This window comes from Peptacetobacter hominis (assembly GCF_006861675.1).
GTDB classification, from domain to species: Bacteria; Bacillota; Clostridia; order Peptostreptococcales; family Peptostreptococcaceae; genus Peptacetobacter; species Peptacetobacter hominis.
In genome coordinates this window covers 63,841-88,769 of the sequence record NZ_SGJB01000009.1, presented here as the reverse complement: position 1 = coordinate 88,769, position 24,929 = coordinate 63,841, and the positions used below count along the sequence as shown (strand labels likewise).

Below are 24,929 nucleotides of genomic sequence, written 5' to 3'. Positions count from 1 at the left end.
CTCTCCTATACATCCAGATTTCTTACGTATTTCGCATTTTCCTGGATAAATTCTCTTCTTGGAGCAACCTTGTCTCCCATAAGCATAGAGAATACTTCATCTGCTATTGCAGCATCATCTATTGTAACCTGAAGAAGTGTTCTTGTATCAGGGTTCATAGTAGTATCCCAAAGCTGCTCTGGGTTCATCTCTCCAAGACCTTTGTATCTCTGTATTTCGTATTTATCTCTTCCTATCTCATTAAGAAGTGCATCAAGCTCTCTATCTGAATACACATAATATTCCTTTTTCTGTTTTGTTACCTTGTATAGAGGTGGCTGTGCAGCATATACGTATCCTTCCTCTATAAGTGGTCTCATATATCTGAAGAAGAATGTAAGAAGAAGTGTTCTTATGTGAGCACCGTCGACATCGGCATCGGTCATTATTATTATTTTGTGATATCTAAGTTTTGACATATCAAAATCGTTTCCTATACCACATCCGTATGCTGTTATCATATTCTTTATCTCATCAGAAGAAAGTATCTTATCAAGTCTTGATTTTTCAACGTTAAGTATTTTACCTCTAAGCGGAAGTATCGCCTGTGTATTTCTGTCTCTTCCCTGTTTAGCTGAACCACCGGCTGAATCCCCTTCGACAAGGAATATTTCACTTTTTGCTGGATCCTTTTCAGAGCAGTCTGCAAGTTTTCCTGGAAGAGATGTACTTTCAAGCACACTTTTTCTTCTTGTAAGCTCTCTTGCTCTTTTTGCAGCTTCTCTGGCTCTCTGAGCTCTAAGCGCCTTGTCTACTATAACTTTTGCAGTACTTGGGTTCTCTTCAAGGAATGATCCTAATTCTTCAACTGTTACAGAATCAACTATACCTCTCATGAAAGTATTACCAAGTTTTGTCTTTGTCTGACCTTCAAACTGAGGCTCAGGAAGTTTTACAGAAACAACAGCAGTAAGACCTTCTCTTATATCTTCTCCTGTAAGGTTTCCATCCTTTTCTTTTATTGCTCCATTTCTCTTTGCATAGTCATTTACAGTCTTTGTTATAGCTGACTTAAATCCTGCAAGGTGAGATCCACCCTCATGTGTATTTATATTATTTGCAAATGAATATATATTTTCTGTATATCCATCTGTATACTGCATTGCTATTTCTACTATGCAATCATCAACTTTTTTGTCTATGTATACTATATCCTCATGTATACCTGTTCTTGATTTATTCAGGAATTTAACATATTCAACAAGACCTCCTGTATAGTGGAAATCTCTTTTCTTTTCCTGTCCTTCTCTCTTATCTTCAAACACTATTTTTATTCCCTTGTTAAGGAATGAAAGCTCTCTAAGTCTATATTCCAGTGTTTCAAAGCTGAACTCTATCTCATCAAATACCTCTGCATCAGGCATGAAAGATATTATAGTACCTGTATGAGAAGATTCTCCTACAACTTTTAGTTCATCCTGAGGATTTCCTTTTATATATTCCTGTCTGTAGGCTTTTCCATCTCTATGAACTTCAGCTGTAAGCCATGTTGAAAGGGCATTTACTACAGATACCCCAACCCCGTGAAGACCTCCAGATACCTTATATCCTCCTCCACCGAATTTTCCTCCGGCGTGTAGCACAGTAAGTACAGTCTCTAGAGTTGATTTTCCTGTTTTAGGATGTACTTCAACCGGTATACCCCTTCCGTCATCCTCTACAGTTATACTTCCATCCGCATTTATAGATACGTATATCTCAGAGCAGTTTCCTGCTAGTGCTTCGTCTATACTGTTGTCTACAACTTCATACACAAGATGATGTAGTCCTCTTGGACCTGTCGATCCGATGTACATTCCTGGTCTTTTTCTAACCGCTTCAAGTCCTTCAAGAACCTGAATCTGACTTGCACCGTATTCCTGTTTCATCTAGTTTCCTCCATTCTCTGTTTTAACGACTGCACCGTTTTTTATATGAAATATCGTTGAGTTTTTCATATCAAGAACATTTCTGTGAAGGTGTTCCGCCGTTGTTATAAACATCTGAACGCCATCCAGGTTCCCGACGAGAAGCTTTTGTCTGTTTTCATCGAGTTCACTGAATACATCGTCCAGTATAAGAACAGGATATTCTCCTGTTTCTGATTTTATAAGCTCTATTTCTGAAAGCTTCAGGGATATCGATGCCGTTCTCTGCTGCCCCTGAGAACCGTAAAGTCTTGCATCAAGACCGTTTACAGATATTGTTATATCATCTCTATGTATACCATATCTTCCCGATCTCATCTCTATATCACTTTCTCTTTTTTCCAGAAGAAGATTTCTGAGCTTTTCAGCCAGTGTATGTTCATCATCATTTTCGCATATATCCAGCTGACTTTTATATGCTATTGTCAACTCTTCTTTTTCTCCTGTGAGCTTTTTATGTATATCCTTTGATATTGCAGCAATTTTATTTATAAACTCTCTTCTGTATAGTGATATTTTTCCCCCATAAACTGAAAGACTTTCATCATATACATCAAGAAGGTTTTTATCTATATTGTATCCTTTAAGCATTCTGTTTCTGCTTGCAAGAATTTTATTATAATCAACTAAAAGAGAATAATATCCCGGTATTATCTGGCTTATCTCTCTATCTATAAAACTTCTTCTTTCTTTTGGACCATCTTTTACAAGCTTCAAATCTTCAGGTGAAAATATTACAACGTTCATATTTCCAAGAAGTTCTCCAAGCTTTATTATAGGAATCTTATTAACTTTTATCCCTTTTCTGGATTTTCCTATCATAATTTCTATCATTCCATTTCGGCCGTTTTTCTCATAAACACCGCCGGCATATAAATTATCTGTATTAAATTTTATAATTTCTCTATCTCTGTTTGTTCTAAAAGATTTTCCAAAAGAAAGCATGTAAACCGCTTCTACAATATTTGTTTTTCCCTGTCCATTTTCACCTACCAGAAGGTTTACATTATCATTGAATTCGATATACAGCTTTTCATAGTTTCTGAAATTTACAAGCTGCAGATTTTTTATTCTCATAACTGTCTATCTCCCGAAGACTATACAATTGTTATTATTTCGCCTTCAACCTCTACAGTATCCCCGCTTCTCAGTTTTTTTCCTCTTCTTGTTTCAACTTCGCCATTTACTTTTACAAATCCGTCCTGTATAAGTATTTTTGCATGTCCACCTGTTGATACAACATCGGCATACTTTAAAGCCTGATCCAGTTTTATATAGTCAGAATCTATTTTTATTTCCACTGTAAATCTCCTCCTTTTGTTGTTCTATATATATGCATAAAAAAGCATACTAACTATAATTATACCATAATAAAGCCCTGTAAAGCACAAAAAAATCAGACTATCGAACTGATGGTCTGATTTTTATTTATAATTATTATCTTATTTGCACTGTTTATATGTTTGATGAAATTCTTACCGGAAGAAGAAGATATATATATTCTATATCATCTACCGGTTTCATTATACAAGGATTTACGTTTGTAGTAAATTCCATATAAATTTCTTCGCTATCTATGTTTTTAAGACCTTCCATTATGTATCTTGAGTTGAATGCTATATCAAGATAACTTCCTTCTAATTCTATTGAAACCTCTTCATATACATTTCCTCTATCTGTGTTTGAAGTTATAACCATTACATCATTTTTTATAGATAATTTTATAAGGTTATTTTTCTCAGACTGAGATAGTAAAGCTGCTCTTTCTATACTGTTCAGAAGTGATTTTGTTTTTAATCTAACCCTTGAATTACATTCTTTTGGAAGAAGTCTCTTATAATCTATAAAGTCTCCTTCAAGAAGTCTTGTAACAATAACAGTATCGTCCATTATGAATATTGCATTTTTATCTGTAAATCCAACTTTTATATCTCCTTCTCCAGACATAAGGCTGTTTACATCAACAAGTGTTTTCCCTGGTATTATTACCTTTATATCATCGTTAAGTCCGTCTATAAATGAACTTCTTACCGCAAGTCTATATCCATCGATAGCAACCATTCCGGCATTTCCTGAAGAAACTTCAAACATTTCTCCCATAAGAACAGGTTTTGTCTGATCCTGTGATGTAGCAAATGAAGTCTGTTTTATCATTTCTTTAAGTATTGCCTGAGGTATTGTACTCATATTTTCTACATGTACATCCTGATGTTTTGGATATTCGTCTGCAGAAAGTCCTTTTATTGTAAATCTTGAACTTTCACAAGATATATATATATTTGAATTTGAATCTGTCTCTATCTGAACAAATGAATCAGGAAGTTTTCTTATTATATCTCCAAATAGTCTGGAATCAACAACTATGCTTCCATGTTCTTCTATTTCAGCCTGTAAAGTTGTTTCTATTTTTATTTCAGAGTCAGAACCTGTAAGTCTAAGTTGCCCATTCTCAGTTGATAATAGAATACCCTTTAATAAATCTATAGTTGTTTTACTGTTTATTGCTTTTTGAACTATTCCTATTTTATTTGCAAGAACCTTCTGGTTGCATATAAGTTTCATAGAATTTTCCTCCTGTATGTTTTTATTTGTGGATAACCTATTTTTTCCAAAAAACAACAAAATAAATAAGTAACTTAGTAGTAATAGTAGTAGGTGCTGTTGTTAATGTTGAAAAGATATATCCACATTGAAATATCAATATTTATACCTGTTGAAAAAATGTTGATAACATTAAAAAAATAAATATAATAAAATGTGTATAAATATTAATAAATTGTTATACACATTTTATCAAGATAATATTAACATTGTATTTGTTGATAAAAATTACTATCCTTTAAGGTCATTTGTTATCTTTTCAATTTTCATTCTTATATCGATATTTTCCTGAATATCTTTAGATATTTTATCGCATGCATGAATTACAGTAGTATGGTCTCTTCCACCAAATTCTTCACCTATTTTAGGCAGAGAAAGGTCTGTAAGTTCTCTTGAAAGATACATTGCTATCTGTCTTGGATATGCTATTGCTCTTGTTCTCTTTTTTGAATTGAAGTCTTCCATTTTTATATTGAAAACCTCTGAAACTTTTTCTTTTATTCTTACAACGTTGATTTCTTCGCTTGTGTATGAAGAAAGTATGTCTTTTAAGGCTTCTGTAGCGACTTCAAGAGAAATTTCTTTTTTTGTAAGAGATGAAAAAGCCATAACTCTGGTAAGTGCGCCTTCAAGCTCTCTTATGTTTGATTTTACATTTTTTGCTATGTATTCAGTAACTTCATCAGGAACTGAAACATTGTCCATCTGTGCTTTTTTTCTAAGTATTGCTATTCTTGTTTCAAAATCAGGGGGCTGTATATCTGTTATAAGTCCCATTTCAAATCTTGATCTTAGTCTTTCTTCAAGTGTTGGAATATCCTTTGGAGGCCTGTCACTTGAAATTATAATCTGTTTGTTTGCCTCGTGCAGAGTATTGAAAGTATGGAAAAACTCCTCCTGAGTTCTTTCCTTTCCAGCTATAAACTGTACATCATCTATAAGAAGAACATCTACATTTCTGTACTTGTTTCTAAACTCTTCATTTTTATCGTCCTTGATAGAGTTTACAAGTTCATTTGTAAATTTTTCAGATGACACATAAACAACTCTCTGAGTAGAGTCGTTGTCAAGTATATGATGTCCTATAGCCTGCATAAGATGTGTTTTTCCAAGACCTACACCCCCATAAAGAAACAGAGGGTTATATGATTTTGCCGGAGCTTCAGCAACAGCGACACATGCTGCATGGGCAAAGCTATTACTGTTTCCTATGACAAACGTATCAAATGTGTATTTTGGATTAAGATTGGAGATTGATCTGCTGTTCTCCTTTGATTCTGATTTTGAAGGTCTAACCGATGGCTTTTCTATTTCGCTTTTATCTGTAATTGTTTTTATTTTATATTTTCCAGAAGTTACTTCTGATATTGCATGTTCTATAGAGTTTTTGTATCTTCCGTCGATGAAACCTCTGATATTTTCCTTTGCATATAAGACAAACGTATCGCCTTCTATTCTTACAGGGATAAGAGGCTCTATAAAACTTTTAAAAGCAGGCTTTGCAACCTCTTCTTTTAGTATGAGAATAGATTTTTCCCATATAGAGTTTATATCCATCTTCGTGTCCTCCAATTCTTTAGTAGTCTTTATAAAAATTATCAACATGATTATAAACAACGTACAAGTTAAAAATAAAGTAGTGTTGATAAAATAAAAAATCTGTTGATAAAATATTAATTGTTTAATGGATATTATAATAGGTATAAATTTATAAACAATGATATAATTGCTGTATAAAGATTATAAACATACAATAATTATTGAAAATAGGTCAGAATAAACTAAAAATGATATACTTATTCACAGAGATATCCACAGATTGTGCATAAGTGTTGATAATGTTTATAATTTTATCCATAATATAAACAAGTATAATTATAATATCAGAATAAAAGGTAAACTTCAATAACTTATCCACAATATATTTAAAATGATTTATTTTTTTATCAACATAATCTGAAATAGAGTAATTTAAACGAAAAATCGGATTCATTGTATAAATAATCCACAGGAAATTATTCAAAATAAAGGAGAGTTTGGATATGGAATTAAATGAAATAATGAAACAGAAAAATTTTGCGGTAGTAGGAGATACACTTAATAAAGAAAAATACGCATATAAAATAAAACATGAGCTTATAGAGAAAGGATATAACGTCTACTCTGTTGGTAAAGAATTAAAATCACTTAATGATATAGAAGATGAGATAGATATAATAGATCTTTGTATACATCCGGCAAAAGGAATAAATTTAATAAAAGAATGTAAAAAGAAATTCAAATGTATTCTTATACAGCCAGGTGCAGCTGATGATACTCTTATAAAATATCTGGATGATGAAAAAATACCTTATATAGAAGGATGTGTTCTCGTAGGACTGAGACTTTATTCTCAGAAATAAATATATGGACTTTTATATGCTGTTAATATATCATATATAATAAGAAAAATAGTCCCTCTGATAGGCAAAAATACGTTGACAACAGATACCAAAGTATTTATAATAATATGTGTTATGTTTACTTTGAGGGTAAAAGTATGTTTTTATAAACGGAAATTAATTGTGAAAGGAGTGCTATAGAATGAAAAGAACTTATCAGCCAAAGAAAAGACAGAGAAGTAAAGAACATGGATTCAGAAAAAGAATGAGAACTTCTAATGGAAGAAATGTTTTAAGAAGAAGAAGAGCTAAAGGAAGAAAGAGATTAACTCATTAATTAAAAAAGGCCGCTTTAAAAGAGTGGCTTTTTTTGTAAAAATTAATGCCTTAAGCAGCGTTTATGGAGGCAGTTATGGAATTTAATAATACCACAGGAATCAGGAAAGACTACGAGTTCAGAAGAATATACAAAAATGGTAAGTCATTTGCCAATAGATATATGGTTGTATATGTAATGAAAAATAGAACCGATAATACAAGAATAGGAATTTCTGTTTCTAAAAAAGTAGGAAATGCTGTTACCAGAAACAGAATAAGAAGAATAATAAAAGAGTCATATAGACTCAATGTAGATCCAAAAGTAAAAAAAGGATATGATCTTGTATTTATATCGAGAGTCGCTGCAAAGGATGCAGATTATAAAACAATAGAAAAATCTATTTGCGGTCTTGTAAAAAAGGCCGGGGTATTAATATAGAAATCTTTTTGGATACTGGAGGCGATATTTCGTGAATAAGGAAAATAATGAAGATAAGAAAAAAGTAAATATTCCATCGAGAATATGTATAGCTCTTGTCAGATTTTATCAGATTTATATATCGCCACTCAAAGGACCGACATGCAGGTTTTATCCTACATGTTCTCAGTATTCAATAGAGGCTTTTAAAAAATACGGATTTATAAAGGGGCTATGGCTTACAGTGAAGAGAGTTTCAAAATGCCATCCATTTCATCCTGGAGGCTATGACCCTCTGAAATAAAAATACTTAGGAGGAACACGAAGTGACCCAGTTAATAGGAAAGTTTTTTGGACAGATACTTAGTGCTATATACGGTTTTACAGGAAGCTACGGAATAGCTATAATACTGTTTACATTTTTAGTAAAACTATGTCTGACTCCGCTTACTATCAAGCAGACCAAATCTACTGTAGCAATGCAGGAGATTTCACCTAGAGTAGAGGAGATAAAGGAAAAATATAAAAATAACCCTGAAAAACAGAATCAGGAAATAATGAATCTATACAAGACAGCCAACATAAATCCAATGTCAGGATGTCTACCATTACTTATACAGTTCCCTATACTTATAGGACTGTTCAATCTTCTTAGAGACCCGGTAGGTCTTGGAGCATTTGCAAATCAGGCTGCATTTGAAACTGCAAACGGAGCCTTTTTATGGATGGCAAACCTTACAAGTCCTGACTATATTCTTGCGATATTATCAGGAGCAAGTGCATTTATAATGCAGAAAATAATGACTCCATCTGACCAGCTTAACGGACAGATGAAAATGATGACATATGTAATGGCAGGTATGTCTCTTTACTGGGGATTCATATTCCCTGCAGGGCTTACACTATACTGGACTGTAAGTAATATATTCGCTATATTACAGCAGCTTATAGTGACAAAACCTCTAAAAGCTAAACTTGAAGCTGACATAAAGGGGGCTAGTGGAAATGGCAAAAATACTAAATCTAAGAAGTAAAACAAAAGAAGAAGCAGTAAAAAAAGCAATAGAAGAGCTTAAAGTATCAGAAAATGATATAGAAATAAAGGAAATAGAAGCTCCTAGCAAGGGGTTTTTAGGAATTATAGGATCTAAGGAAGGTCTTTATGAGATAACAGTCATTGAAAGAGAAACTGATGTGGCAAAAAAATTCATAGAGGATATGCTTAGAAATTCAAAGGTAGATGCACAGGTAAAGGTTGAACAGGTTGACAACCTTATAAAAGTTAACATTATAGGTGACGAAGCCGCATGCCTTATAGGAAGAAGAGGAGATACTCTTGATTCTATACAGTTCCTTACAGGTCTTGCTCTTAACAAAATAAATAAGGATTCACACACAAGAGTTCTTGTAGATATAGAAAACTACAGAGAGAAAAGAGAAGAGTCTCTTGTTAGATATGCAAACAAAATGGCGAGAGAAGTTGCCAGAACAAAGAGAACTAAAAAACTTGATTATATGAATCCTTATGAAAGAAGAATAATACACTCTGCTCTTCAGAATGACAGATATGTTATAACATACAGTGAAGGAACAGATCCATACAGAAGACTTGTAATAGAGTATAAGAGATAAAAATCCGGCTGTCGCAGTAATAATTAACAGTTATTGCGACAGCCTATTTGTTTTTTGATATAATATATAGATAGGATATATGAACGGAAAAAGAGGTGATATATTTGTTTATAGATGATACTATAGCAGCAATAGCAACAGCTCCAGGTGAAGGTGGTATAGGAATTATAAGAATAAGCGGACCTGAAGCATGCGATATTGCTGAGGAAATATTTGTTTCTATGTCAGGTAAAAAAATAAAGGAATATCCTGCGAGAACACTTATATATGGATATATAGCAGATGGGGAAAAAAGAATAGATGAGGTTCTAGTGGCCTTTATGAAAGGTCCTAATTCATATACTGCTGAAGATGTAATAGAGATAAACTGTCACGGTGGTTTTCTTTCTGTAAAAAAAATTCTGGAACTTGTATTTAAAAAAGGTGCGAGACCTGCTGAAGCAGGAGAATTTACAAAAAGAGCCTTTCTTAACGGAAGAATAGACTTATCACAGGCAGAAGCAGTAATAGATGTAATCAATGCAAAAACTGACAAGGCACACGAAGTTGCGGAAACACAGCTTGAAGGATCTCTGTCAAAGAAGATAAGAGATTTCAGAGACAAGGTTACAGAGCTTCTTGCACAGGTTGAAGTTGCTATAGACTATCCTGAAGAGGATATAGAATTTATAGCATACAGTACACTTGAAGAAAAAACAGCGGAACTTCTTGAGGAGATAAAAGAACTTTATTCTACAGCAGACAGCGGAAAAATATTCAGAGAAGGTCTGAAAACTGTAATAGTTGGAAAACCAAACGTAGGGAAGTCTTCTCTTCTTAATAGAATTTTAGGTGAAAACAGAGCAATAGTAACAGATATACCTGGTACTACAAGAGACGTAATAGAAGAGTTTGTGAATATAAGAGGTATTCCTCTGAAAATAGTCGATACAGCAGGAATAAGGGAAACTGACGATGTCGTTGAAAAAATAGGGGTTGAAAAGTCAAAAGCTTCTTTTGATTCGGCGGATCTTGTAATAATGATGGCTGACTCATCGAGAGAACTTTCAGATGAGGATATGGAAATACTTGAAATGATACAGGGAAAAGAAGTTATAATGCTTCTTAATAAGATAGATCTTGAGCAGAAATTAGACGAGGAAGTTATAAAAAAATATGTAAATGAAGACAATATAATAAAAATATCTGCACTTCAGAATGAAGGTATAGACAAAATACACGATAAAATAGAGTCAATGGTCTACAAAGGCGATATAAGAAGTACATCTGATGTAGTAATAACGAATACAAGACATAAGGATGCGCTTTACAATGCTATGAAGTCAGCAGAAGATGCATCTTCTGCAATAGCAGATAGAATGCCTCTTGATTTTGTAGAGGTCGATCTTAAAAATATATGGGATTATCTGGGACATATAAACGGAGATACTGTTACAGAGGATCTTCTTGATAATATATTCCATAATTTCTGTATAGGAAAATAATTAAAATACATAAATAAAAAGTTTCACGGGAAACTGTAGTATGAAAGGTGAAAAATTATGATAAAATTCGAAGCTGGAAACTATGATGTCATAGTTGTAGGTGCAGGTCATGCGGGATGTGAAGCAGCTCTTGCATGTTCGAGAATGGGGCATAAAACCGCGATGATTACGATGTCGCTTGACTCGATAGCTGCACTTGCCTGTAACCCGTCAATAGGTGGAACTGGTAAAGGACACCTTGTAAGAGAGATAGATGCTCTTGGCGGAGAGATGGGAATAAACATAGACAAAACATTTATACAGAGCAGAATGCTTAATACTGCAAAAGGTCCTGCTGTTCACTCTCTGAGAACACAGGCAGACAAGTTCAGATATCATGAAGAAATGAAAAAAACTATAGAGAACCAGGAAAATCTGGACCTTATAATGGACGAGGTTGTAGCTATTGACCATGAGGGAAATACTGTAACAGGTGTAATAACAAGAATGGGTGCAGTATATAAATCAAAGGCTACAATACTTGCTACAGGTGTATATCTTAATTCAAAGATATTCATAGGAGAAGCATCATTCAATGAGGGGCCAAATGCGCTTGGATATTCTGCATATCTTACAGACAGCCTTGTAGATCTTGGTCTTAGAATGAGAAGATTCAAAACAGGAACTCCTTGTCGTGTACATATGGACAGTGTTGACTTTTCAAAAATGGAAAGACAGGATGGAGATGAAAAAATAGTTCCTTTCTCTTTTATGAATGAAAAAATAGAAAAAGAACAGGTTCCATGTTATCTTACAAGAACAACAGCGGAAACTAAAAAGATGATAGAAGAAAATATAAAGAGATCTGCAATGTACGGTGGAGAAATAGAGGGTGTAGGACCTAGATACTGTCCTTCAATAGAGGATAAGATAGTAAGATTTTCAGACAAGGAAACACATCAGCTGTTTATAGAACCGGAAGGACTTAATACAAAGGAGATGTATGTACAGGGACTTTCTACATCACTTCCTTTTGAAATACAGAGAGAAATGTACAAGACAGTACAGGGACTTGAAAATGTAAAAATAATGAGACCTGCATATGCTATAGAGTACGATTGTATAGATCCGACACAGCTTAAATTAAATCTTGAGATAAAAGGTGTTGAAAATCTTTTCAGTGCTGGGCAGTTCAACGGAACTTCAGGATATGAAGAAGCAGCTGCACAGGGACTTATAGCGGGTATAAACGCTGTCAGAAAAATAGAAGGAAAAGAGCCGTTTACACTTGATAGATCTGAAGCCTATATAGGTGTTTTACTTGACGACCTTGTTACAAAGGGTACAAATGAACCGTACAGAATGATGACTTCGAGATGTGAATACAGACTTTATCTAAGACAGGACAACGCCGATATGAGACTTACAGAAAAGGGATACGAAGTAGGTCTTGTAACAGAGGAAAGATACAACAGATTCCTTGCAAAGAAAGAAGCTGTAGAAAAAGAATTTGAAAGACTTAAAACTGTAAGAGTAACTCCAAATGAAGCAAATGAAACAATGGAAAAACATGGTTTTTCAAAACTTAATGTAGGATTATCTCTTTATGAATTCCTGAAAAGACCGGAAGTTACATATGCACTTATAGATGAGATAGGAAAAGGAGCAGGAGAAGATGTTCCTGACTATGTAAAAGAGCAGTGTGTTGTAGTAACAAAATACGAAGGATATATAGATAAACAGCTGAAACAGATAGACCAGTTCAAAAAACTTGAAAGCAGAAAACTAAGCGAGAACATAAACTATTCTGAAATAGAAGGACTTAGATTAGAGGGCAGACAGAAACTTGACGCCATAAAACCGGCATCTGTGGGACAGGCATCGAGAATTTCGGGGGTATCTCCTGCAGATATATCTGTTCTTCTTGTATATCTTGAACAGATGAGAAGAGGTAGAAAAAATGACTAATGTTGATATATTAAAAAATGGAATAGAAAGCTTTGGAATTGAAACAGATGAAAGAATGATAGAGAGATTCAAAGACTATAGAGAAATTCTTGTAGAATGGAATCAGAAGATGAACCTTACAGGAATTGAAGATGAAAAGGAAGTATATATAAAACACTTCCTTGATTCGGTATCAGCTGTCAGCAAAGGATATATAAAAGACGGCATGTCAATAATAGATGTCGGTACAGGTGCAGGATTTCCTGGACTGCCATTAAAGATATGCCTTGAGAATATAAAACTTACACTTCTTGACTCTCTGAATAAAAGAATAAACTTTCTTCAGGAGGTGTCATCACAGCTTGAGCTTGAAGGTGTAGAATTTATACATGGAAGAGCGGAGGATTTTGGAAAAAATCCTGATTATAGAGAACAGTACGATATAGCTACAGCAAGAGCTGTTGCAGGTCTTCCTGTTCTTATGGAATTCTGCGTTCCGTTTGTAAAAAATGGTGGGTATTTTATATGCCTTAAGGGTCCTAATGCAGATCTTGAGCTTGAAGAATCTCAGGCTGCAATGAAGGTGCTTGGTGTTGAATTTATAGAAAAAATAGATGTAAGTCTTCCGGAGACAGACTTAAGTCATAATATACTTGTATTCAAAAAAATAGAGAATACACCTGCAAAATACCCAAGAAAAGCCGGTAAACCGGCAAAATCGCCGATAAAATAAAAACTGAAAATAAATTCAGAAAAGAGGAGAAGTATGGAAGATAGAAAAGTCATAGAAGTACCTGTGGAAAAAATAATTCCAAATCCATATCAGCCGAGAATGCATTTTTCTGATGAGCTTTTAAATGAACTTAGTGAATCCATAAAGATGCATGGTGTTATACAGCCGATAATGGTAAGAGAAAAGGGAGATTTATATGAAATAGTAGCAGGGGAAAGAAGATTTAGAGCATCAAAACTTGCTGGGCTTAAAACAGTTCCGGTAATAGTAAACAACAATATAGATGACAATGCTTCTGCGGTTCTTGCACTTCTTGAAAATCTTCAGAGAGAAGATCTTGATTATATGGAAGAGGCAGTAGGATATAGAAATCTTCTGAGGGAACATGGATTTACTCAGCAGCAGCTTGCTGAAAAACTTGGAAAGAGCCAGTCTACAATAGCAAACAAAATAAGACTTCTAAAACTTCCTGAAGAAGTAAGAAAGTCAGCTGTTGAAAAAGGTCTTACAGAAAGACATACAAGAGCTCTTCTGAAACTTCCTAATGAAGAGCTGATGTTTGAGGTAATAGACAAGGTAGCAAAAAATGAACTAACTGTAAAAAGAACAGAAACCCTTATAAAAGAAATAGTGTCTGGTATGGAAAATCCTAAAAAACCGGAGAAAAAAAGAAATATAAAGGCTATGATAGATATGAGAATATATCTGAATACCATCAAACAGGCATATGATATGATTCAAAATACAGGAATAGATGCAAAATATAAAGAAGTTGAAAAAGACGACTATGTAGAAGTAACAGTGAGAATACCAAAAAGAAAATAGATAAAAAGGCATAGAAATATTATTTCTATGCCTTTTCTGAAATGGGGAGAGAAATATGGAAAAATTGTCTTCAGATAAAATAACAGAAATAGATATATTCAGGATATATCCGAATAAAAATCAGCCCAGAAAAAACTTTGATAAGGAAAAAATAGAGGAGCTTGCGGACTCCATAGAAAAATACGGACTTCTTCAACCTATAATCCTAAAAAAAGACAGCAATGATAATTACATGATAGTAGCAGGAGAGAGAAGATATACAGCGTGCAGACTTATAGGAATGAAAAAAATACCGGCTATAGTAAAGGATATAAGTTATGAGGAAGTGGAAAGACTGGCGATAATAGAAAATCTTCAGAGGGAAAATCTGACACCTATTGAAGAGGCAAGAGCATATAAAAGGCTTATAGATGTATATAAAATTACGCAGTCAAAGCTTTCTGAAATGATGGGAAAAAGCAGGCCATATATAACAAATTCAATGAGACTTCTGAATTTAAATGAAGAAGTAATAGAGCTTTTGGACAATGAGAAAATAACGCCGGGACACGGGAAGATTCTTCTCAAGGTAGAAGACCCTGAACTTCAGACAAAACTTGCAAATAAAATTCTAAGAGATAAGTTGTCAGTAAGAGAGCTTGATTCCATTGTTGAAAATATGTCTGAAAAGCCGAAAAAAAAGAAAGAAAAACCGGTATATGAAAAAGACCTGTTCATAATGGAGGCAGAAGAAAACCTCAGAAATATATTAGGAACAAAGGTAAATATAACCAGAGGTAGAAAAAGTGGAAAAATAGAAATAGAGTACTACAGTGAGGAAGATCTTGAGGCAATTATATCGATGATAACAGATTAAAAATCATATAATAAAAAACACCGCTTTAATAAGCGGTGTTTTGGTATTTAATTAACTATTCAACAGTATCTGCTTCATCAGACTGTTCATCAGAAGATGTTGCATCGTCAGAAGAATCGTCTCCATCTTTTACAGTAAGGAAATCTCCTGCTCCAAGATGGATATGTCCACTTTCATAGTCCCCACCATCAACTGTAAGAAGTATCTGTTCTGCATCAGTATTTTCAATCATAGTTTTTACAACTGCATCAAGCATAAGAGATTCAGCTGAACTTCCAAGATTTGAATTTACAAACTCACTGCTTACATCAAGAAAACCTGTTGGAATTCCATCTGCTTCACTTATATCGTAACTATTAAGTTTTGCATCTTTTGAAATTACATCAAGTTTCTGAAGTTCTGCAAAAAGATTTTCTGGTGTTACTTTGTCAAGTTTTACAGTATTTTCAACAAGTTTATCGCTGTCTATATCATATGTGTATATAGACGCTTCCTCCTGTTTTTCTGAGCTGTCGTCAGAATCGGCATCTTCTTTATCAGAAGTTTTATCTTTATCATCATTGGTATTATCTTCTTTAACTGATTCCTTTTGAGAAGTGGCAGAGCTGTTTTCTTCGCTTATAGCTTTCTGGCATCCAGCAAATGAAAGAGATAGCGATAAAGCAGCCAACAGCGCTAAAAGTTTTTTGTTTTTCATATTGATGACCTCCTTTGTAGACATCTATTATATACTAATATTATACCCTTTTAAAGGTAATATTAGTATATCAAAATTGTAATCTTTTTGAAGATGATTTATATAAAAGTTTACAAAAGTATATCGATAATAATTATATTACAATAGAAAAAAACTATAATCGTCAAATATGGCGTATGATAAAATGAATATGGAAAGTAAAAATGAATATGGAGATGATTATCTATGATAAAAGTTGATGCAAGAGGACTTGCTTGTCCAAAACCAGTAATAAACACAAAAAAAGAACTTGAAAAAATATCAGAAGGTGTTGTTGTTACAACAGTTGATAACACAACAGCAAAAGAGAATCTTCTTAAACTTGCAAAATCACTTCACTGTGATGCTGAAGTTATAAGAGAAGAAGACGGAGAAATAGATGTAAAAATAATAAAAGGTGAAGCATCAGATGATGACTGCACAAATGAAAACAGCGATATATCAGATCAGGTTGTATTTATATCATCAGATAGAATGGGATCTGGAAACGATGAACTTGGAAAAGTTCTTATAAAAGGATTTGTTTATACACTTACAGAAACAAAACCATATCCGAAGGCTGTTATACTTGTAAATGGAGGAGTTACTCTATCTACAGAAAATGAAGCTACAGTAGAAAATCTTAAAAAACTGGAAGAGGCAGGAGTAGAAATACTTTCTTGTGGAACATGCCTTGACTACTACGGACTTAAAGACCAGCTTAAAGCAGGTACAGTAAGTAATATGTACGATATAGTTGAAACACTTAAAGGTGCGTCAAATACTATAACAATAGGATAGTCTATACGGATGCATTCATATCTGATTCTGATATGAATGCATTTTATTTTATATTGAAAATAAGAAAAAATTATCATATACTTAGTTTAAAATATTTTCAATCAGGTAAAAAAGTTGTATAATACTGAATATAGATACTTTTCTGATAATTATTCTGGCGACAAAGGAAAAGTTTATTTGAGAAATTATTATACAAAAGTTATAAGCCTGATGTTTGAAAGGGGTTATAAATTTGGAAAATATGTATATTGTTTCATTCAATTCAACTCATCATGCGATAAAGTCAGAAAAACTGATAATAGAGGATGGGTTAAAGGCGACAACACTTCCAACGCCGAGGGAAGTTACAGCTAGCTGTGGTATATCTATAAGATTTGAAAAAGACGATATGGATAAAATAAAAACAATATTGGCCGAAAATAAAATAGAATACAGAGGTATATTCTGTATATCAAAGCATGAGGACGGAACAAAGGTCGCTCATGAGATAAACTAGGAGGTGTTTTGTATGCCGATGCAGCTTCAAGTAGGAGACAGAGTCGAGCTGAAAAAACAGCATGCCTGTGGATGCAAGGAATTTGAAATTATAAGGACAGGTATGGATATAAAGATAAAATGCGTCGGATGCGGAAGAATAATAATGCTCGATAGAGAAACCTTTGAAAAAAGAGTCAGAAAACATATTTCAGCTAAGTAAATTGTATACAATATTTGTGATTTTGTGATACAAAAATAACATTCAAAAATCCTAAATAGCATGTATTATTTAAGGAAATTCTGATATAATATAATTGCAAGTCAAATAATTGAAATAAACATTTTCATGGGGGTGCTTTATTATGGCAGTAAAATTTGCAAAAAGATTAGACAACTTAGAGGGATCAGCAATACGTGAATTATTAAAATTAACAGCTAGACCGGAAGTAATATCATTTGCCGGCGGTATGCCAGCTCCGGAATTATTCCCAGTTGAAGAAATGAAAAAAGTTTCTGTTGCAGTTCTTGAAGAACAGGGTAAAATAGCTTTACAGTATACAACAACTGAAGGATATAAACCATTAAGAGAAAAAATAGCAGAAAGAATGAACAGAAAACTTAAAACTAATGTAACTGCAGACGATATACTTATAACAAGTGGATCTCAGCAGGGACTTGATTTCTCAGGAAAAGTTTTCTTAGATGAAGGCGATATAGTATTATGTGAAAGCCCATCATACATGGGAGCTTTAAACGCATTCAAATCATATCAGCCAAAATTCATAGAAATACCAACTGATGAAAATGGTATGATAATGGAAGAACTTGAAAAAGTTTTAGAGGAAAACGACAGAGTTAAAATGATATATGTTATACCAGATTTCCAGAACCCATCAGGAAGAACTTGGCCTATGGAAAGAAGACAGAAATTCATGGAAATCATAAATAAATATGAAATACCTGTAATAGAGGATAACCCATATGGAGAATTAAGATTCGAAGGTGAATTCCTTCCATCATTAAAATCTCTTGACACTAAGGGACTTGTTATATTCCTTGGAACATTCTCTAAAATATTCTGCCCAGGATACAGATTAGGATGGACTTGTGCAGCTCCTGAAATATTAACTAAATACAATATATGTAAACAGGGAGCAGACTTACAGGCATCTACAATATCTCAGATGGAAGTAAACAAATTCATAGAAATGTATGACCTAGATGCTCACGTTGAAAACATAAAAGCTTGCTATGTTAAACGTAGAGACTTAATGTTAAAAACTATGGAAGAAGAATTCCCAGATTGTGTTAAATTCACTCATCCACAGGGTGGTCTATTCACTTGGGTAATACTTCCAGAAAACGTAAATGCTTCTGAAATGGCTCAGAAATGTCTTGAAAAGAACGTTGCATACGTTCCAGGAGATTCTTTCTTCCCTAATGGTGGAGTTTACAACTGCTGTAGATTAAACTACTCTAACATGCCAGAAGACAAGATAGTTGAAGGTATCAAGAGAATGGGTGAAGTTTTAAGAGCTGAACTTGAAAAATAATAAATATAAGAAATCATAGGGGATGCGTAATGCATCCCCTTTTTTAATCAATCACAAAGATCAGCTTTTATGAAATAAAATATTGACCTTATAAGTTATCTATGGTAATATATACAAGTATGAGAATTTAAGTTCTCATTTCTCTGCTCTGATACAATATCAGAGCCGTTAAGTCCAAAGGGAGGTGAATTGTAGTGAGAGATTACGAATTAGTTTACGTTGTTAAACCTGTACTAGATGAGGAGTCTAGAGAGGCTGTACAGAACAGAATAAAGGAAATAATAGAAGCTAATGGTGGAGAAGTATCTAAAGTAGATGCTTGGGGTAACAGAAAACTAGCTTACCCAATAGCTAAATTTACTGAAGGTTACTATACATTAGTTAACTTCAAAGCTTCTGTTGAACTTCCAAAAGAGTTAGACAGAAACTTAAAAATAAACGAAAACGTAATAAGACACATAATAGTTGCTTGTGCATAATAAAGTCTTATTTTAATAGGTGGTGTTTTAATGAATCAGGTAGCATTAGTCGGAAGACTTACTAAAGATCCGGAATTAAGATATATTCCAGGAACAGGAACACCAGTTGCCACATTCACTCTTGCTGTAAACAGAGATTTTACAAAAAGAGACGGCACAAGAGAAGCTGACTTTATTCCGATAGAAGTGATGGGAAAAGCTGCAGAATTCTGCGCTAATTACCTTTCAAAAGGAAGACTTGTAGCATGTCAGGGACAGATAAGAGTCGACAACTATCAGACACAGTCAGGCGAATGGAAAAACTTTACAAAAGTAAGCTGTAGACAGGTTGATGCTCTTGAAAGCAGAAAATCAGTTGAAACTTCTGGAATGGGAGGATTCGACGGAGGATACAGCAACAATAATTTCAATAATCAGAATGAACCAGCCTTTGAACCTGGTGGTCCGTCTCCAGATTTGGACCCAAATGGTTTCGGAGCTGTGGACGATGACGATATACCATTTTAATAAAAAGGAGGGAAATTGGTCATGATGAACAAAAGAAGACGTAAGAAAAAAAGAGTTTGTCAGTTCTGCGCTGATAAAAACGCTAAAATAGATTACAAAGATACTCAGAGATTACAGAGATATGTAACTGAAAGAGGTAAAATATTACCAAGAAGAATATCAGGAACATGTGCTAAACATCAGAGAGAATTAACTAAAGCAATAAAAAGAGCTAGAAATATAGCACTTTTACCTTACACATTAGACTAGTAAATAATAACGGATTAAATCCTATCAGCTTTGCTGATAGGATTTTTTTCATATGTTATAAAGCTTGCAGTATACATGCAATTATATAAGACTTTAATATATATTCTTTTGTGATATAATATTAATATTAGGTATGTTATAACTGAAACAGTAAATATATTAATCTTATATGTAAAATGACAGGAGTGAAAAGATGATAAAATCTGAAAAAGATAACAAAAGAAATATATCAGCTCTTCCTGTTTTTGCGATAATTCTATCACTGCTACCTTTTTATATTCCTATAGTTGGAATGATATCATTTGCAGTAATATGTGTACCATTTGCTATGGCATCTATGGAATCGAAAAAAAGAAATCCATGGTCGCTTTTAATATTGTCATTTATAGCACTGATGCTGTTTACGGATAATACATATGCAATAAGGTCGTATATAATATATATACTGCCGTCGGTAATATTCGGGAGAATTGTGGCGGAAACGTCGGAAGAAAAATCAAAGAGTATTGGAAATCCTGTATTCTTTGGGATAACACTTTATATGGTTGGAGTAATAGCGTACGGGATAATATCAAAGTATATGCTCAACGTAGATGTGCTATGGGATTTTATAAATTCTGTACAGAAGAATATAACAGCTCAATACAGTAATATACCACAGGAAAATATGAAACAGCTGAACTCCATTATACCTGGAAATATAGAAAATATAGTCAGAAATATGATTGTAACACTTATATTTGTACAGGGAATATTCTATTCCATGACAACCTACTATATAAGTACGTCTATTATGAAAAGAAAGGGTTCAGACAATATAAATGGAAGTAAAATAAGAGAATTCTATTTACCGGGAAATCCTATAATCTATGTGGGAATATCGTTTATACTTGTATTTATAGCAGGTGAAATAAGCAGCAATATAATGGGAAATGTAATACTTTTCAATATGCAGATGATATTTGATATGCTGTTTATAATACAGGGAATATCTGTATGTATATTTTTTATAATGAAATCAGCTGAACAGAAGGGAAAATCATCTGTAATACTACCGATAGGAATACTTGCGTTTCTGACAGCAATAGGAGGAATGGTTCTTATGGCAATAATAGGTATTCTGGATAGCTTTATGGACTTCAGAATGCTAAAGTCAGATACGAGAAAGTTTATATAGGAGGATAGCGATGGAGATAAAACCTAAAATGAAAAAAAATGTCCAGGAATACGGGCTATATACACTTTTAGTCATCGTTCAGGGTGTAGTTTTATCGACATATAATCCTGTAGCTGCAATAATATTTATGTGCCTTCTTGGAGTTGTACTTTATAGAGCTTTAAGAGTAAATGAAGCCAGAACGTACGAGTGGAATGAATATATAGAAAGCCTGTCTATAAAAATGGACGAAACATCAAAGAAAACTATAGAAAGCCGGCCCATACCAATATGTGTAATAAAATTCAACGGAAAGATATTCATGTATAATGAATTGTTCTCAGAAATAGCCGGTAAAAGAAGTCTTCTAAATGAGGATATAGATGAAATTTTTGAAGATATAGAACTGGACAAGGATCTTAATGAAGGTAAGGAAATGTATACTGATATAGTACACAATGGAAGACAGTATACAGTAATATACAAGGTTATAAAAAATGGAGAAGATTCGAGCTCAGATTATATGATGATACTCTATATGATAGATAGAACAGAGTATAGAAAGATGAGAAAGCAGTATCTCGACAATAAAAATGTAATAGGAATTATAGAAGTAGATGGATATGATGAAGTTTTAAAAAGTGCACGGGAGGAAAACAGATCACTTCTGACAATGGACATAGAAAGGACTCTGTCAGAGCTGGAAACTACGTCAAAAGCAGCACTTAAAAGAATATCTGGCGGTAGATTCTTTATCGTTATGACGAGAAAAGAACTAAAAAAACTTGAATCAGAAAAGTTTGAAATACTGGATAGAATAAGAAATATAAACAGAGGAAACAGCCTTCCTGTAACTATAAGTTTCGGTATAGGTGTAGAAGGAGAAACTGTAGCTGATAATTTTAAAATGGCTACAGGTGCGCTTGATCTTGCCCTTGGAAGAGGTGGAGATCAGGTTGTAGTAAAAACAAATGACAACTTCGCATTCTATGGAGGAAAGTCAAAGGCAATAGAAAAGAAAACAAAGGTAAAATCAAGGCTGATAGGTCATGCACTTAGAGAAATAATAATGCAGAGTGAACATATACTTATAATGGGGCATAGATACCCGGATATGGATGCAATGGGGGCAGCTGTCGGAATTTATGATATATGTAAATCATGTGACAAGAAAGCAAATATAGTTCTTAGCAGTATAAATGAAGCGATAGATATATTTGGAAATAAGGTCAGAAAAAATGAATACTATAAAGGAATATTTATAAATCATTCAGATGCAATAGAACTGTGTAAAAAAGATACTCTTGTAGTTGTTCTGGATACACATAGACCAAGCTTTACTGAGTGTCCGGAACTTCTGGATATATCAGAAAAAATAGTTGTAATAGACCACCATCGAAGAGGTGTTGAATTTATAAGCGATACAGTTTTATTATTCCACGAAATATATGTATCATCTACCAGTGAAATGGTAACAGAACTTATACAATATATGGATCAGGATATAAAAATAAACAAACTGACAGCAGATGGACTTCTTGCGGGAATATGTCTTGATACAAAGAACTTTGCATTCAAGACAGGAGTAAGAACATTTGAGGCAGCATCATTCCTTAGAAGAATTGGTGCAGATACAATAGAGGTCAAAAAACTGTTTAATTCAGATATAAGTGACTTTATAGTAAAAGCGGAAATAATACAGAATACAAAGATAATAAACAACAGAATATGTATAGGATATACTACATCTGAGATAGATAATGTAAATATAATAATAGCGAAAGCCGCTGACGAACTTCTAAGTATAAGAGATGTGGATGCGTCTTTTGTACTTGGACAGAAAGAAGGAAAAATATTTATAAGTGCCAGATCCCTTGGGGATATAAATGTTCATGTAATGATGGAAAAACTTGGAGGCGGAGGTCATATAGACATAGCCGGTGCACAGCTTAAAAATGTATCATTACAGAAGGCTTATAAAATGGTACATGAAATAATAGAAAAGTATCTTGAAGAAGAGAATCAGAAGGAGGAAAAATAGATGAAAGTAATACTATTAAAAGACGTAAAAGGAACAGGTAAAAAAGGAGAAATGAAAGAAGTAAGTGATGGATACGCAAGAAACTTCCTTTTCCCTAAAAAAATGGCTATACAGGCAGATACAAATGCTGTAAAAGAACTTAATGAAAAGAAAAAATCACAGGAATTCCATGCAAAGAAAGAATATGATGAAGCAGTTCTTCTTGGAAAACAGATGGAGGAAATAAATATAGAAATATACACTAAAGCCGGTGAAGGCGGAAGAGTATTTGGTTCTATAACATCAAAAGATATAGCAGAACAGCTTAAAAAACAGAAAGGTATAGAAGTTGACAAAAGAAAAATACTTCTTGATGAGCCTATAAGAACTCTTGGATCAAGAAGAGTCGAAATAAAAATACATCCTAAAGTAACTACAAATATAAGAGTGGATGTAAAAGAAAAAAATAAATAATATCAGGTGATGATATGTCAGAAATAAGAAGGGTGCCACCTCATAGTGTCGAATCTGAACAGTCTATACTTGGATCTGTACTTCTTGATAAGGATGCTATGATAACAGTGGCAGAAACAATAAGACCGGGAGATTTCTACAAAGATGCTCATAGAATAATATACGAAAGTATGCTTACTCTGAGCAATAAAAACGAGCCGATAGATATGGTTACTCTTACAGACGAACTGAGAAGCAGAGGATATCTTGACGACATAGGTGGAATAAGCTACCTTACAAGTCTTTCAACAATAGTTCCTACAACATCGAATGTAAAATATTATGCTGACATTGTAAAGGAAAAATCAGTACTTAGACAGCTTATAAAAGCGTCAAACGATATAATAAATATGGGATATGAAAGTGGAGGAAAAGCCCGGAATGTTCTTGAACAGGCCGAGAAGAAAATATTCGATATATCCCAGGAAAGAACAAGCGATGATTTCAAAAGAATAGATCGGGTTCTTATGGATACCTATGAAAGTATAGAATCTCTTTATACAAATAGAAGCGATTTTACAGGTGTTACAACAGGATTTAAGGATCTGAACAAGAAGATAAACGGACTTCAGAAAACAGACCTTATACTTATAGCGGCGAGACCTGCGATGGGAAAAACAGCATTTGCTCTTAACCTTGTTCAGAATGCCGCACTTAAGGGAAATGCATCTGTGGCTGTATTCAGTTTGGAAATGTCAAAGGAGCAGCTTGCACAGCGTATGATATCAGCTCAGTCGAATGTAGAGCTTAAAAAAATGAAAACAGGAACTCTTGGAGATGCCGATTGGCCTAGAATTATAAATGCAATGGCTGTTATGTCAGATGCTAAAATATTCATAGATGATACTCCAGGCATAAATATAAGTGAACTCAGATCAAAGTGTAGAAAACTGAAAATAGAAAATGGACTGGATCTGGTACTTATAGACTATCTTCAGCTTATGGAATCAGAAGGCAGAAGTGAGAGTAGACAGCAGGAAATATCAAAAATTTCAAGATCACTAAAGATACTTGCAAAAGAACTTGACTGCCCTGTAGTTGCACTTTCTCAGCTTTCAAGAAGTCCGGAGCAGAGAGCAGATCACAGACCTGTACTTTCGGATTTGAGAGACTCTGGGGCGATAGAGCAGGATGCCGACATAGTAATGTTTCTATATAGGGATGAGTACTATCATTCAGACTCGGAAAAAAAGGATATAGCAGAAATAATAATTGCAAAAAACAGACATGGAGAAACCGGATCTGTGGAACTTGTATGGATGGGAGCTGTACAGAGATTCGGTGATAAAATTAAAGAAATATAAATTTAATCCACAGAACATAGGTTCAAAACACCTTA

General features: G+C 33.7%; 28 protein-coding genes. 22 read left to right on the top strand and 6 right to left on the bottom strand.

What is annotated here, in order from left to right:
• Nucleotides 1-5: 5 nt before the first annotated feature.
• The 5 genes from gyrB to dnaA form a co-directional block, all read right to left on the bottom strand.
• A complete protein-coding gene (gene gyrB, locus EXD82_RS06240) occupies nucleotides 6-1,907 on the bottom strand; it encodes a DNA topoisomerase (ATP-hydrolyzing) subunit B (protein WP_142536060.1) in 1,902 nt (633 codons plus the stop codon).
• Complete coding sequence (gene recF, locus EXD82_RS06235; RefSeq protein WP_142536059.1) at nucleotides 1,908-3,023, bottom strand: DNA replication/repair protein RecF; 1,116 nt, start codon at nucleotides 3,021-3,023, stop codon at nucleotides 1,908-1,910.
• Between the two features lie 20 nt (nucleotides 3,024-3,043).
• Nucleotides 3,044-3,247 (bottom strand): S4 domain-containing protein YaaA, encoded by a 204-nt coding sequence (gene yaaA, locus EXD82_RS06230; RefSeq protein WP_142536058.1) that lies wholly within the window; start codon nucleotides 3,245-3,247, stop codon nucleotides 3,044-3,046.
• A 154-nt stretch (nucleotides 3,248-3,401) separates the two neighbouring features.
• The gene (gene dnaN, locus EXD82_RS06225; RefSeq protein ID WP_142536057.1) at nucleotides 3,402-4,508 is read right to left on the bottom strand and encodes a DNA polymerase III subunit beta; all 1,107 of its coding nucleotides are present in this window, start codon (nucleotides 4,506-4,508) and stop codon (nucleotides 3,402-3,404) included.
• Nucleotides 4,509-4,778: 270 nt separating this feature from the next.
• On the bottom strand, nucleotides 4,779-6,104 hold the full coding sequence (gene dnaA / locus EXD82_RS06220; RefSeq protein ID WP_213084656.1) for a chromosomal replication initiator protein DnaA: 1,326 nt from the start codon (nucleotides 6,102-6,104) through the stop codon (nucleotides 4,779-4,781).
• A gap of 485 nt (nucleotides 6,105-6,589) precedes the next feature.
• Here dnaA and EXD82_RS06215 point away from each other — a divergent pair, with 485 nt between their 5' ends.
• From EXD82_RS06215 to EXD82_RS06165, 11 genes are all read left to right on the top strand, one after another.
• Nucleotides 6,590-6,949 carry a CoA-binding protein gene (locus EXD82_RS06215; RefSeq protein WP_142536055.1) on the top strand — a complete coding sequence of 120 codons (360 nt, stop codon included), beginning with the start codon at nucleotides 6,590-6,592 and terminating at the stop codon, nucleotides 6,947-6,949.
• A gap of 181 nt (nucleotides 6,950-7,130) precedes the next feature.
• A complete protein-coding gene (gene rpmH / locus EXD82_RS06210) occupies nucleotides 7,131-7,265 on the top strand; it encodes a 50S ribosomal protein L34 (protein ID WP_142536054.1) in 135 nt (44 codons plus the stop codon).
• 75 nt (nucleotides 7,266-7,340) lie between these two features.
• Complete coding sequence (gene rnpA / locus EXD82_RS06205) at nucleotides 7,341-7,685, top strand: ribonuclease P protein component (protein ID WP_142536053.1); 345 nt, start codon at nucleotides 7,341-7,343, stop codon at nucleotides 7,683-7,685.
• 31 nt (nucleotides 7,686-7,716) lie between these two features.
• A complete protein-coding gene (yidD, locus tag EXD82_RS06200) occupies nucleotides 7,717-7,968 on the top strand; it encodes a membrane protein insertion efficiency factor YidD (RefSeq protein ID WP_142536052.1) in 252 nt (83 codons plus the stop codon).
• A gap of 22 nt (nucleotides 7,969-7,990) precedes the next feature.
• Nucleotides 7,991-8,698: a YidC/Oxa1 family membrane protein insertase gene (locus EXD82_RS06195; RefSeq protein WP_142536051.1), complete on the top strand. Its 708-nt coding sequence runs from the start codon at nucleotides 7,991-7,993 to the stop codon at nucleotides 8,696-8,698.
• Complete coding sequence (gene jag / locus EXD82_RS06190; protein WP_142536050.1) at nucleotides 8,670-9,296, top strand: RNA-binding cell elongation regulator Jag/EloR; 627 nt, start codon at nucleotides 8,670-8,672, stop codon at nucleotides 9,294-9,296. Before EXD82_RS06195 ends, jag begins: the two co-directional genes overlap by 29 nt.
• Nucleotides 9,297-9,400: 104 nt before the next feature.
• The gene (gene mnmE / locus EXD82_RS06185) at nucleotides 9,401-10,780 is read left to right on the top strand and encodes a tRNA uridine-5-carboxymethylaminomethyl(34) synthesis GTPase MnmE (RefSeq protein WP_142536049.1); all 1,380 of its coding nucleotides are present in this window, start codon (nucleotides 9,401-9,403) and stop codon (nucleotides 10,778-10,780) included.
• Nucleotides 10,781-10,837: 57 nt separating this feature from the next.
• Nucleotides 10,838-12,727: a tRNA uridine-5-carboxymethylaminomethyl(34) synthesis enzyme MnmG gene (gene mnmG / locus EXD82_RS06180; protein WP_142536048.1), complete on the top strand. Its 1,890-nt coding sequence runs from the start codon at nucleotides 10,838-10,840 to the stop codon at nucleotides 12,725-12,727.
• A complete protein-coding gene (rsmG, locus tag EXD82_RS06175; RefSeq protein WP_142536047.1) occupies nucleotides 12,720-13,439 on the top strand; it encodes a 16S rRNA (guanine(527)-N(7))-methyltransferase RsmG in 720 nt (239 codons plus the stop codon). Before mnmG ends, rsmG begins: the two co-directional genes overlap by 8 nt.
• A gap of 33 nt (nucleotides 13,440-13,472) precedes the next feature.
• Nucleotides 13,473-14,264: a nucleoid occlusion protein gene (noc, locus tag EXD82_RS06170; protein ID WP_142536046.1), complete on the top strand. Its 792-nt coding sequence runs from the start codon at nucleotides 13,473-13,475 to the stop codon at nucleotides 14,262-14,264.
• Between the two features lie 55 nt (nucleotides 14,265-14,319).
• Complete coding sequence (locus EXD82_RS06165) at nucleotides 14,320-15,120, top strand: ParB/RepB/Spo0J family partition protein (protein ID WP_142536045.1); 801 nt, start codon at nucleotides 14,320-14,322, stop codon at nucleotides 15,118-15,120.
• 55 nt (nucleotides 15,121-15,175) lie between these two features.
• Here EXD82_RS06165 and EXD82_RS06160 read toward each other — a convergent pair whose 3' ends face one another.
• Nucleotides 15,176-15,817: a GerMN domain-containing protein gene (locus EXD82_RS06160; protein ID WP_174919177.1), complete on the bottom strand. Its 642-nt coding sequence runs from the start codon at nucleotides 15,815-15,817 to the stop codon at nucleotides 15,176-15,178.
• Nucleotides 15,818-16,042: 225 nt separating this feature from the next.
• Here EXD82_RS06160 and yedF point away from each other — a divergent pair, with 225 nt between their 5' ends.
• The 11 genes from yedF to dnaB all read left to right on the top strand — a co-directional run bounded on the left by yedF (nucleotide 16,043) and on the right by dnaB (nucleotide 24,894).
• Complete coding sequence (gene yedF, locus EXD82_RS06155; RefSeq protein WP_142536043.1) at nucleotides 16,043-16,636, top strand: sulfurtransferase-like selenium metabolism protein YedF; 594 nt, start codon at nucleotides 16,043-16,045, stop codon at nucleotides 16,634-16,636.
• Nucleotides 16,637-16,877: 241 nt separating this feature from the next.
• Nucleotides 16,878-17,132, top strand: coding sequence for a DUF3343 domain-containing protein (locus tag EXD82_RS06150; protein ID WP_246082019.1), 255 nt, complete (start codon nucleotides 16,878-16,880; stop codon nucleotides 17,130-17,132).
• A gap of 12 nt (nucleotides 17,133-17,144) precedes the next feature.
• Nucleotides 17,145-17,333 (top strand): DUF951 domain-containing protein, encoded by a 189-nt coding sequence (locus EXD82_RS06145; protein ID WP_142536041.1) that lies wholly within the window; start codon nucleotides 17,145-17,147, stop codon nucleotides 17,331-17,333.
• A 142-nt stretch (nucleotides 17,334-17,475) separates the two neighbouring features.
• Entirely contained in the window at nucleotides 17,476-18,666 is a 1,191-nt protein-coding gene (locus tag EXD82_RS06140; RefSeq protein ID WP_142536040.1) for an aminotransferase-like domain-containing protein, read from the top strand.
• Nucleotides 18,667-18,860: 194 nt separating this feature from the next.
• Nucleotides 18,861-19,145 (top strand): 30S ribosomal protein S6, encoded by a 285-nt coding sequence (gene rpsF, locus EXD82_RS06135; protein ID WP_142536039.1) that lies wholly within the window; start codon nucleotides 18,861-18,863, stop codon nucleotides 19,143-19,145.
• A gap of 30 nt (nucleotides 19,146-19,175) precedes the next feature.
• Nucleotides 19,176-19,652: a single-stranded DNA-binding protein gene (locus EXD82_RS06130; RefSeq protein WP_142536038.1), complete on the top strand. Its 477-nt coding sequence runs from the start codon at nucleotides 19,176-19,178 to the stop codon at nucleotides 19,650-19,652.
• 21 nt (nucleotides 19,653-19,673) lie between these two features.
• Nucleotides 19,674-19,901, top strand: a complete 228-nt coding sequence (gene rpsR / locus EXD82_RS06125; RefSeq protein ID WP_040410706.1) for a 30S ribosomal protein S18 — start codon at nucleotides 19,674-19,676, stop codon at nucleotides 19,899-19,901.
• A 193-nt stretch (nucleotides 19,902-20,094) separates the two neighbouring features.
• On the top strand, nucleotides 20,095-21,078 hold the full coding sequence (locus EXD82_RS06120) for a DUF2232 domain-containing protein (RefSeq protein ID WP_142536037.1): 984 nt from the start codon (nucleotides 20,095-20,097) through the stop codon (nucleotides 21,076-21,078).
• Between the two features lie 10 nt (nucleotides 21,079-21,088).
• Nucleotides 21,089-23,098, top strand: a complete 2,010-nt coding sequence (locus EXD82_RS06115; protein WP_142536036.1) for a DHH family phosphoesterase — start codon at nucleotides 21,089-21,091, stop codon at nucleotides 23,096-23,098.
• The gene (gene rplI / locus EXD82_RS06110; protein ID WP_142536035.1) at nucleotides 23,099-23,551 is read left to right on the top strand and encodes a 50S ribosomal protein L9; all 453 of its coding nucleotides are present in this window, start codon (nucleotides 23,099-23,101) and stop codon (nucleotides 23,549-23,551) included.
• A 14-nt stretch (nucleotides 23,552-23,565) separates the two neighbouring features.
• Nucleotides 23,566-24,894 carry a replicative DNA helicase gene (gene dnaB / locus EXD82_RS06105; RefSeq protein WP_142536034.1) on the top strand — a complete coding sequence of 443 codons (1,329 nt, stop codon included), beginning with the start codon at nucleotides 23,566-23,568 and terminating at the stop codon, nucleotides 24,892-24,894.
• The last annotated feature ends 35 nt before the right edge of the window (nucleotides 24,895-24,929 follow it).

What these genes read in the sequence shown, in the direction of transcription:
- EXD82_RS06120 (WP_142536037.1), top strand. Translation starts at nt 20,095, where the DNA reads ATGATAAAATCTGAAAAAGATAACAAAAGAAATATATCAGCTCTTCCT.
- gyrB (WP_142536060.1), bottom strand. Translation starts at nt 1,907, where the DNA reads ATGAAACAGGAATACGGTGCAAGTCAGATTCAGGTTCTTGAAGGACTT.
- EXD82_RS06145 (WP_142536041.1), top strand. Translation starts at nt 17,145, where the DNA reads ATGCCGATGCAGCTTCAAGTAGGAGACAGAGTCGAGCTGAAAAAACAG.
- EXD82_RS06215 (WP_142536055.1), top strand. Translation starts at nt 6,590, where the DNA reads ATGGAATTAAATGAAATAATGAAACAGAAAAATTTTGCGGTAGTAGGA.
- rpmH (WP_142536054.1), top strand. Translation starts at nt 7,131, where the DNA reads ATGAAAAGAACTTATCAGCCAAAGAAAAGACAGAGAAGTAAAGAACAT.
- EXD82_RS06160 (WP_174919177.1), bottom strand. Translation starts at nt 15,817, where the DNA reads ATGAAAAACAAAAAACTTTTAGCGCTGTTGGCTGCTTTATCGCTATCT.
- rpsR (WP_040410706.1), top strand. Translation starts at nt 19,674, where the DNA reads ATGATGAACAAAAGAAGACGTAAGAAAAAAAGAGTTTGTCAGTTCTGC.
- EXD82_RS06165 (WP_142536045.1), top strand. Translation starts at nt 14,320, where the DNA reads ATGGAAAAATTGTCTTCAGATAAAATAACAGAAATAGATATATTCAGG.
- rplI (WP_142536035.1), top strand. Translation starts at nt 23,099, where the DNA reads ATGAAAGTAATACTATTAAAAGACGTAAAAGGAACAGGTAAAAAAGGA.
- EXD82_RS06140 (WP_142536040.1), top strand. Translation starts at nt 17,476, where the DNA reads ATGGCAGTAAAATTTGCAAAAAGATTAGACAACTTAGAGGGATCAGCA.
- dnaN (WP_142536057.1), bottom strand. Translation starts at nt 4,508, where the DNA reads ATGAAACTTATATGCAACCAGAAGGTTCTTGCAAATAAAATAGGAATA.
- noc (WP_142536046.1), top strand. Translation starts at nt 13,473, where the DNA reads ATGGAAGATAGAAAAGTCATAGAAGTACCTGTGGAAAAAATAATTCCA.
- yedF (WP_142536043.1), top strand. Translation starts at nt 16,043, where the DNA reads ATGATAAAAGTTGATGCAAGAGGACTTGCTTGTCCAAAACCAGTAATA.
- EXD82_RS06130 (WP_142536038.1), top strand. Translation starts at nt 19,176, where the DNA reads ATGAATCAGGTAGCATTAGTCGGAAGACTTACTAAAGATCCGGAATTA.
- EXD82_RS06115 (WP_142536036.1), top strand. Translation starts at nt 21,089, where the DNA reads ATGGAGATAAAACCTAAAATGAAAAAAAATGTCCAGGAATACGGGCTA.
- rnpA (WP_142536053.1), top strand. Translation starts at nt 7,341, where the DNA reads ATGGAATTTAATAATACCACAGGAATCAGGAAAGACTACGAGTTCAGA.
- dnaB (WP_142536034.1), top strand. Translation starts at nt 23,566, where the DNA reads ATGTCAGAAATAAGAAGGGTGCCACCTCATAGTGTCGAATCTGAACAG.
- mnmG (WP_142536048.1), top strand. Translation starts at nt 10,838, where the DNA reads ATGATAAAATTCGAAGCTGGAAACTATGATGTCATAGTTGTAGGTGCA.
- EXD82_RS06150 (WP_246082019.1), top strand. Translation starts at nt 16,878, where the DNA reads ATGTATATTGTTTCATTCAATTCAACTCATCATGCGATAAAGTCAGAA.
- dnaA (WP_213084656.1), bottom strand. Translation starts at nt 6,104, where the DNA reads ATGGATATAAACTCTATATGGGAAAAATCTATTCTCATACTAAAAGAA.
- jag (WP_142536050.1), top strand. Translation starts at nt 8,670, where the DNA reads ATGGCAAAAATACTAAATCTAAGAAGTAAAACAAAAGAAGAAGCAGTA.
- rsmG (WP_142536047.1), top strand. Translation starts at nt 12,720, where the DNA reads ATGACTAATGTTGATATATTAAAAAATGGAATAGAAAGCTTTGGAATT.
- recF (WP_142536059.1), bottom strand. Translation starts at nt 3,023, where the DNA reads ATGAGAATAAAAAATCTGCAGCTTGTAAATTTCAGAAACTATGAAAAG.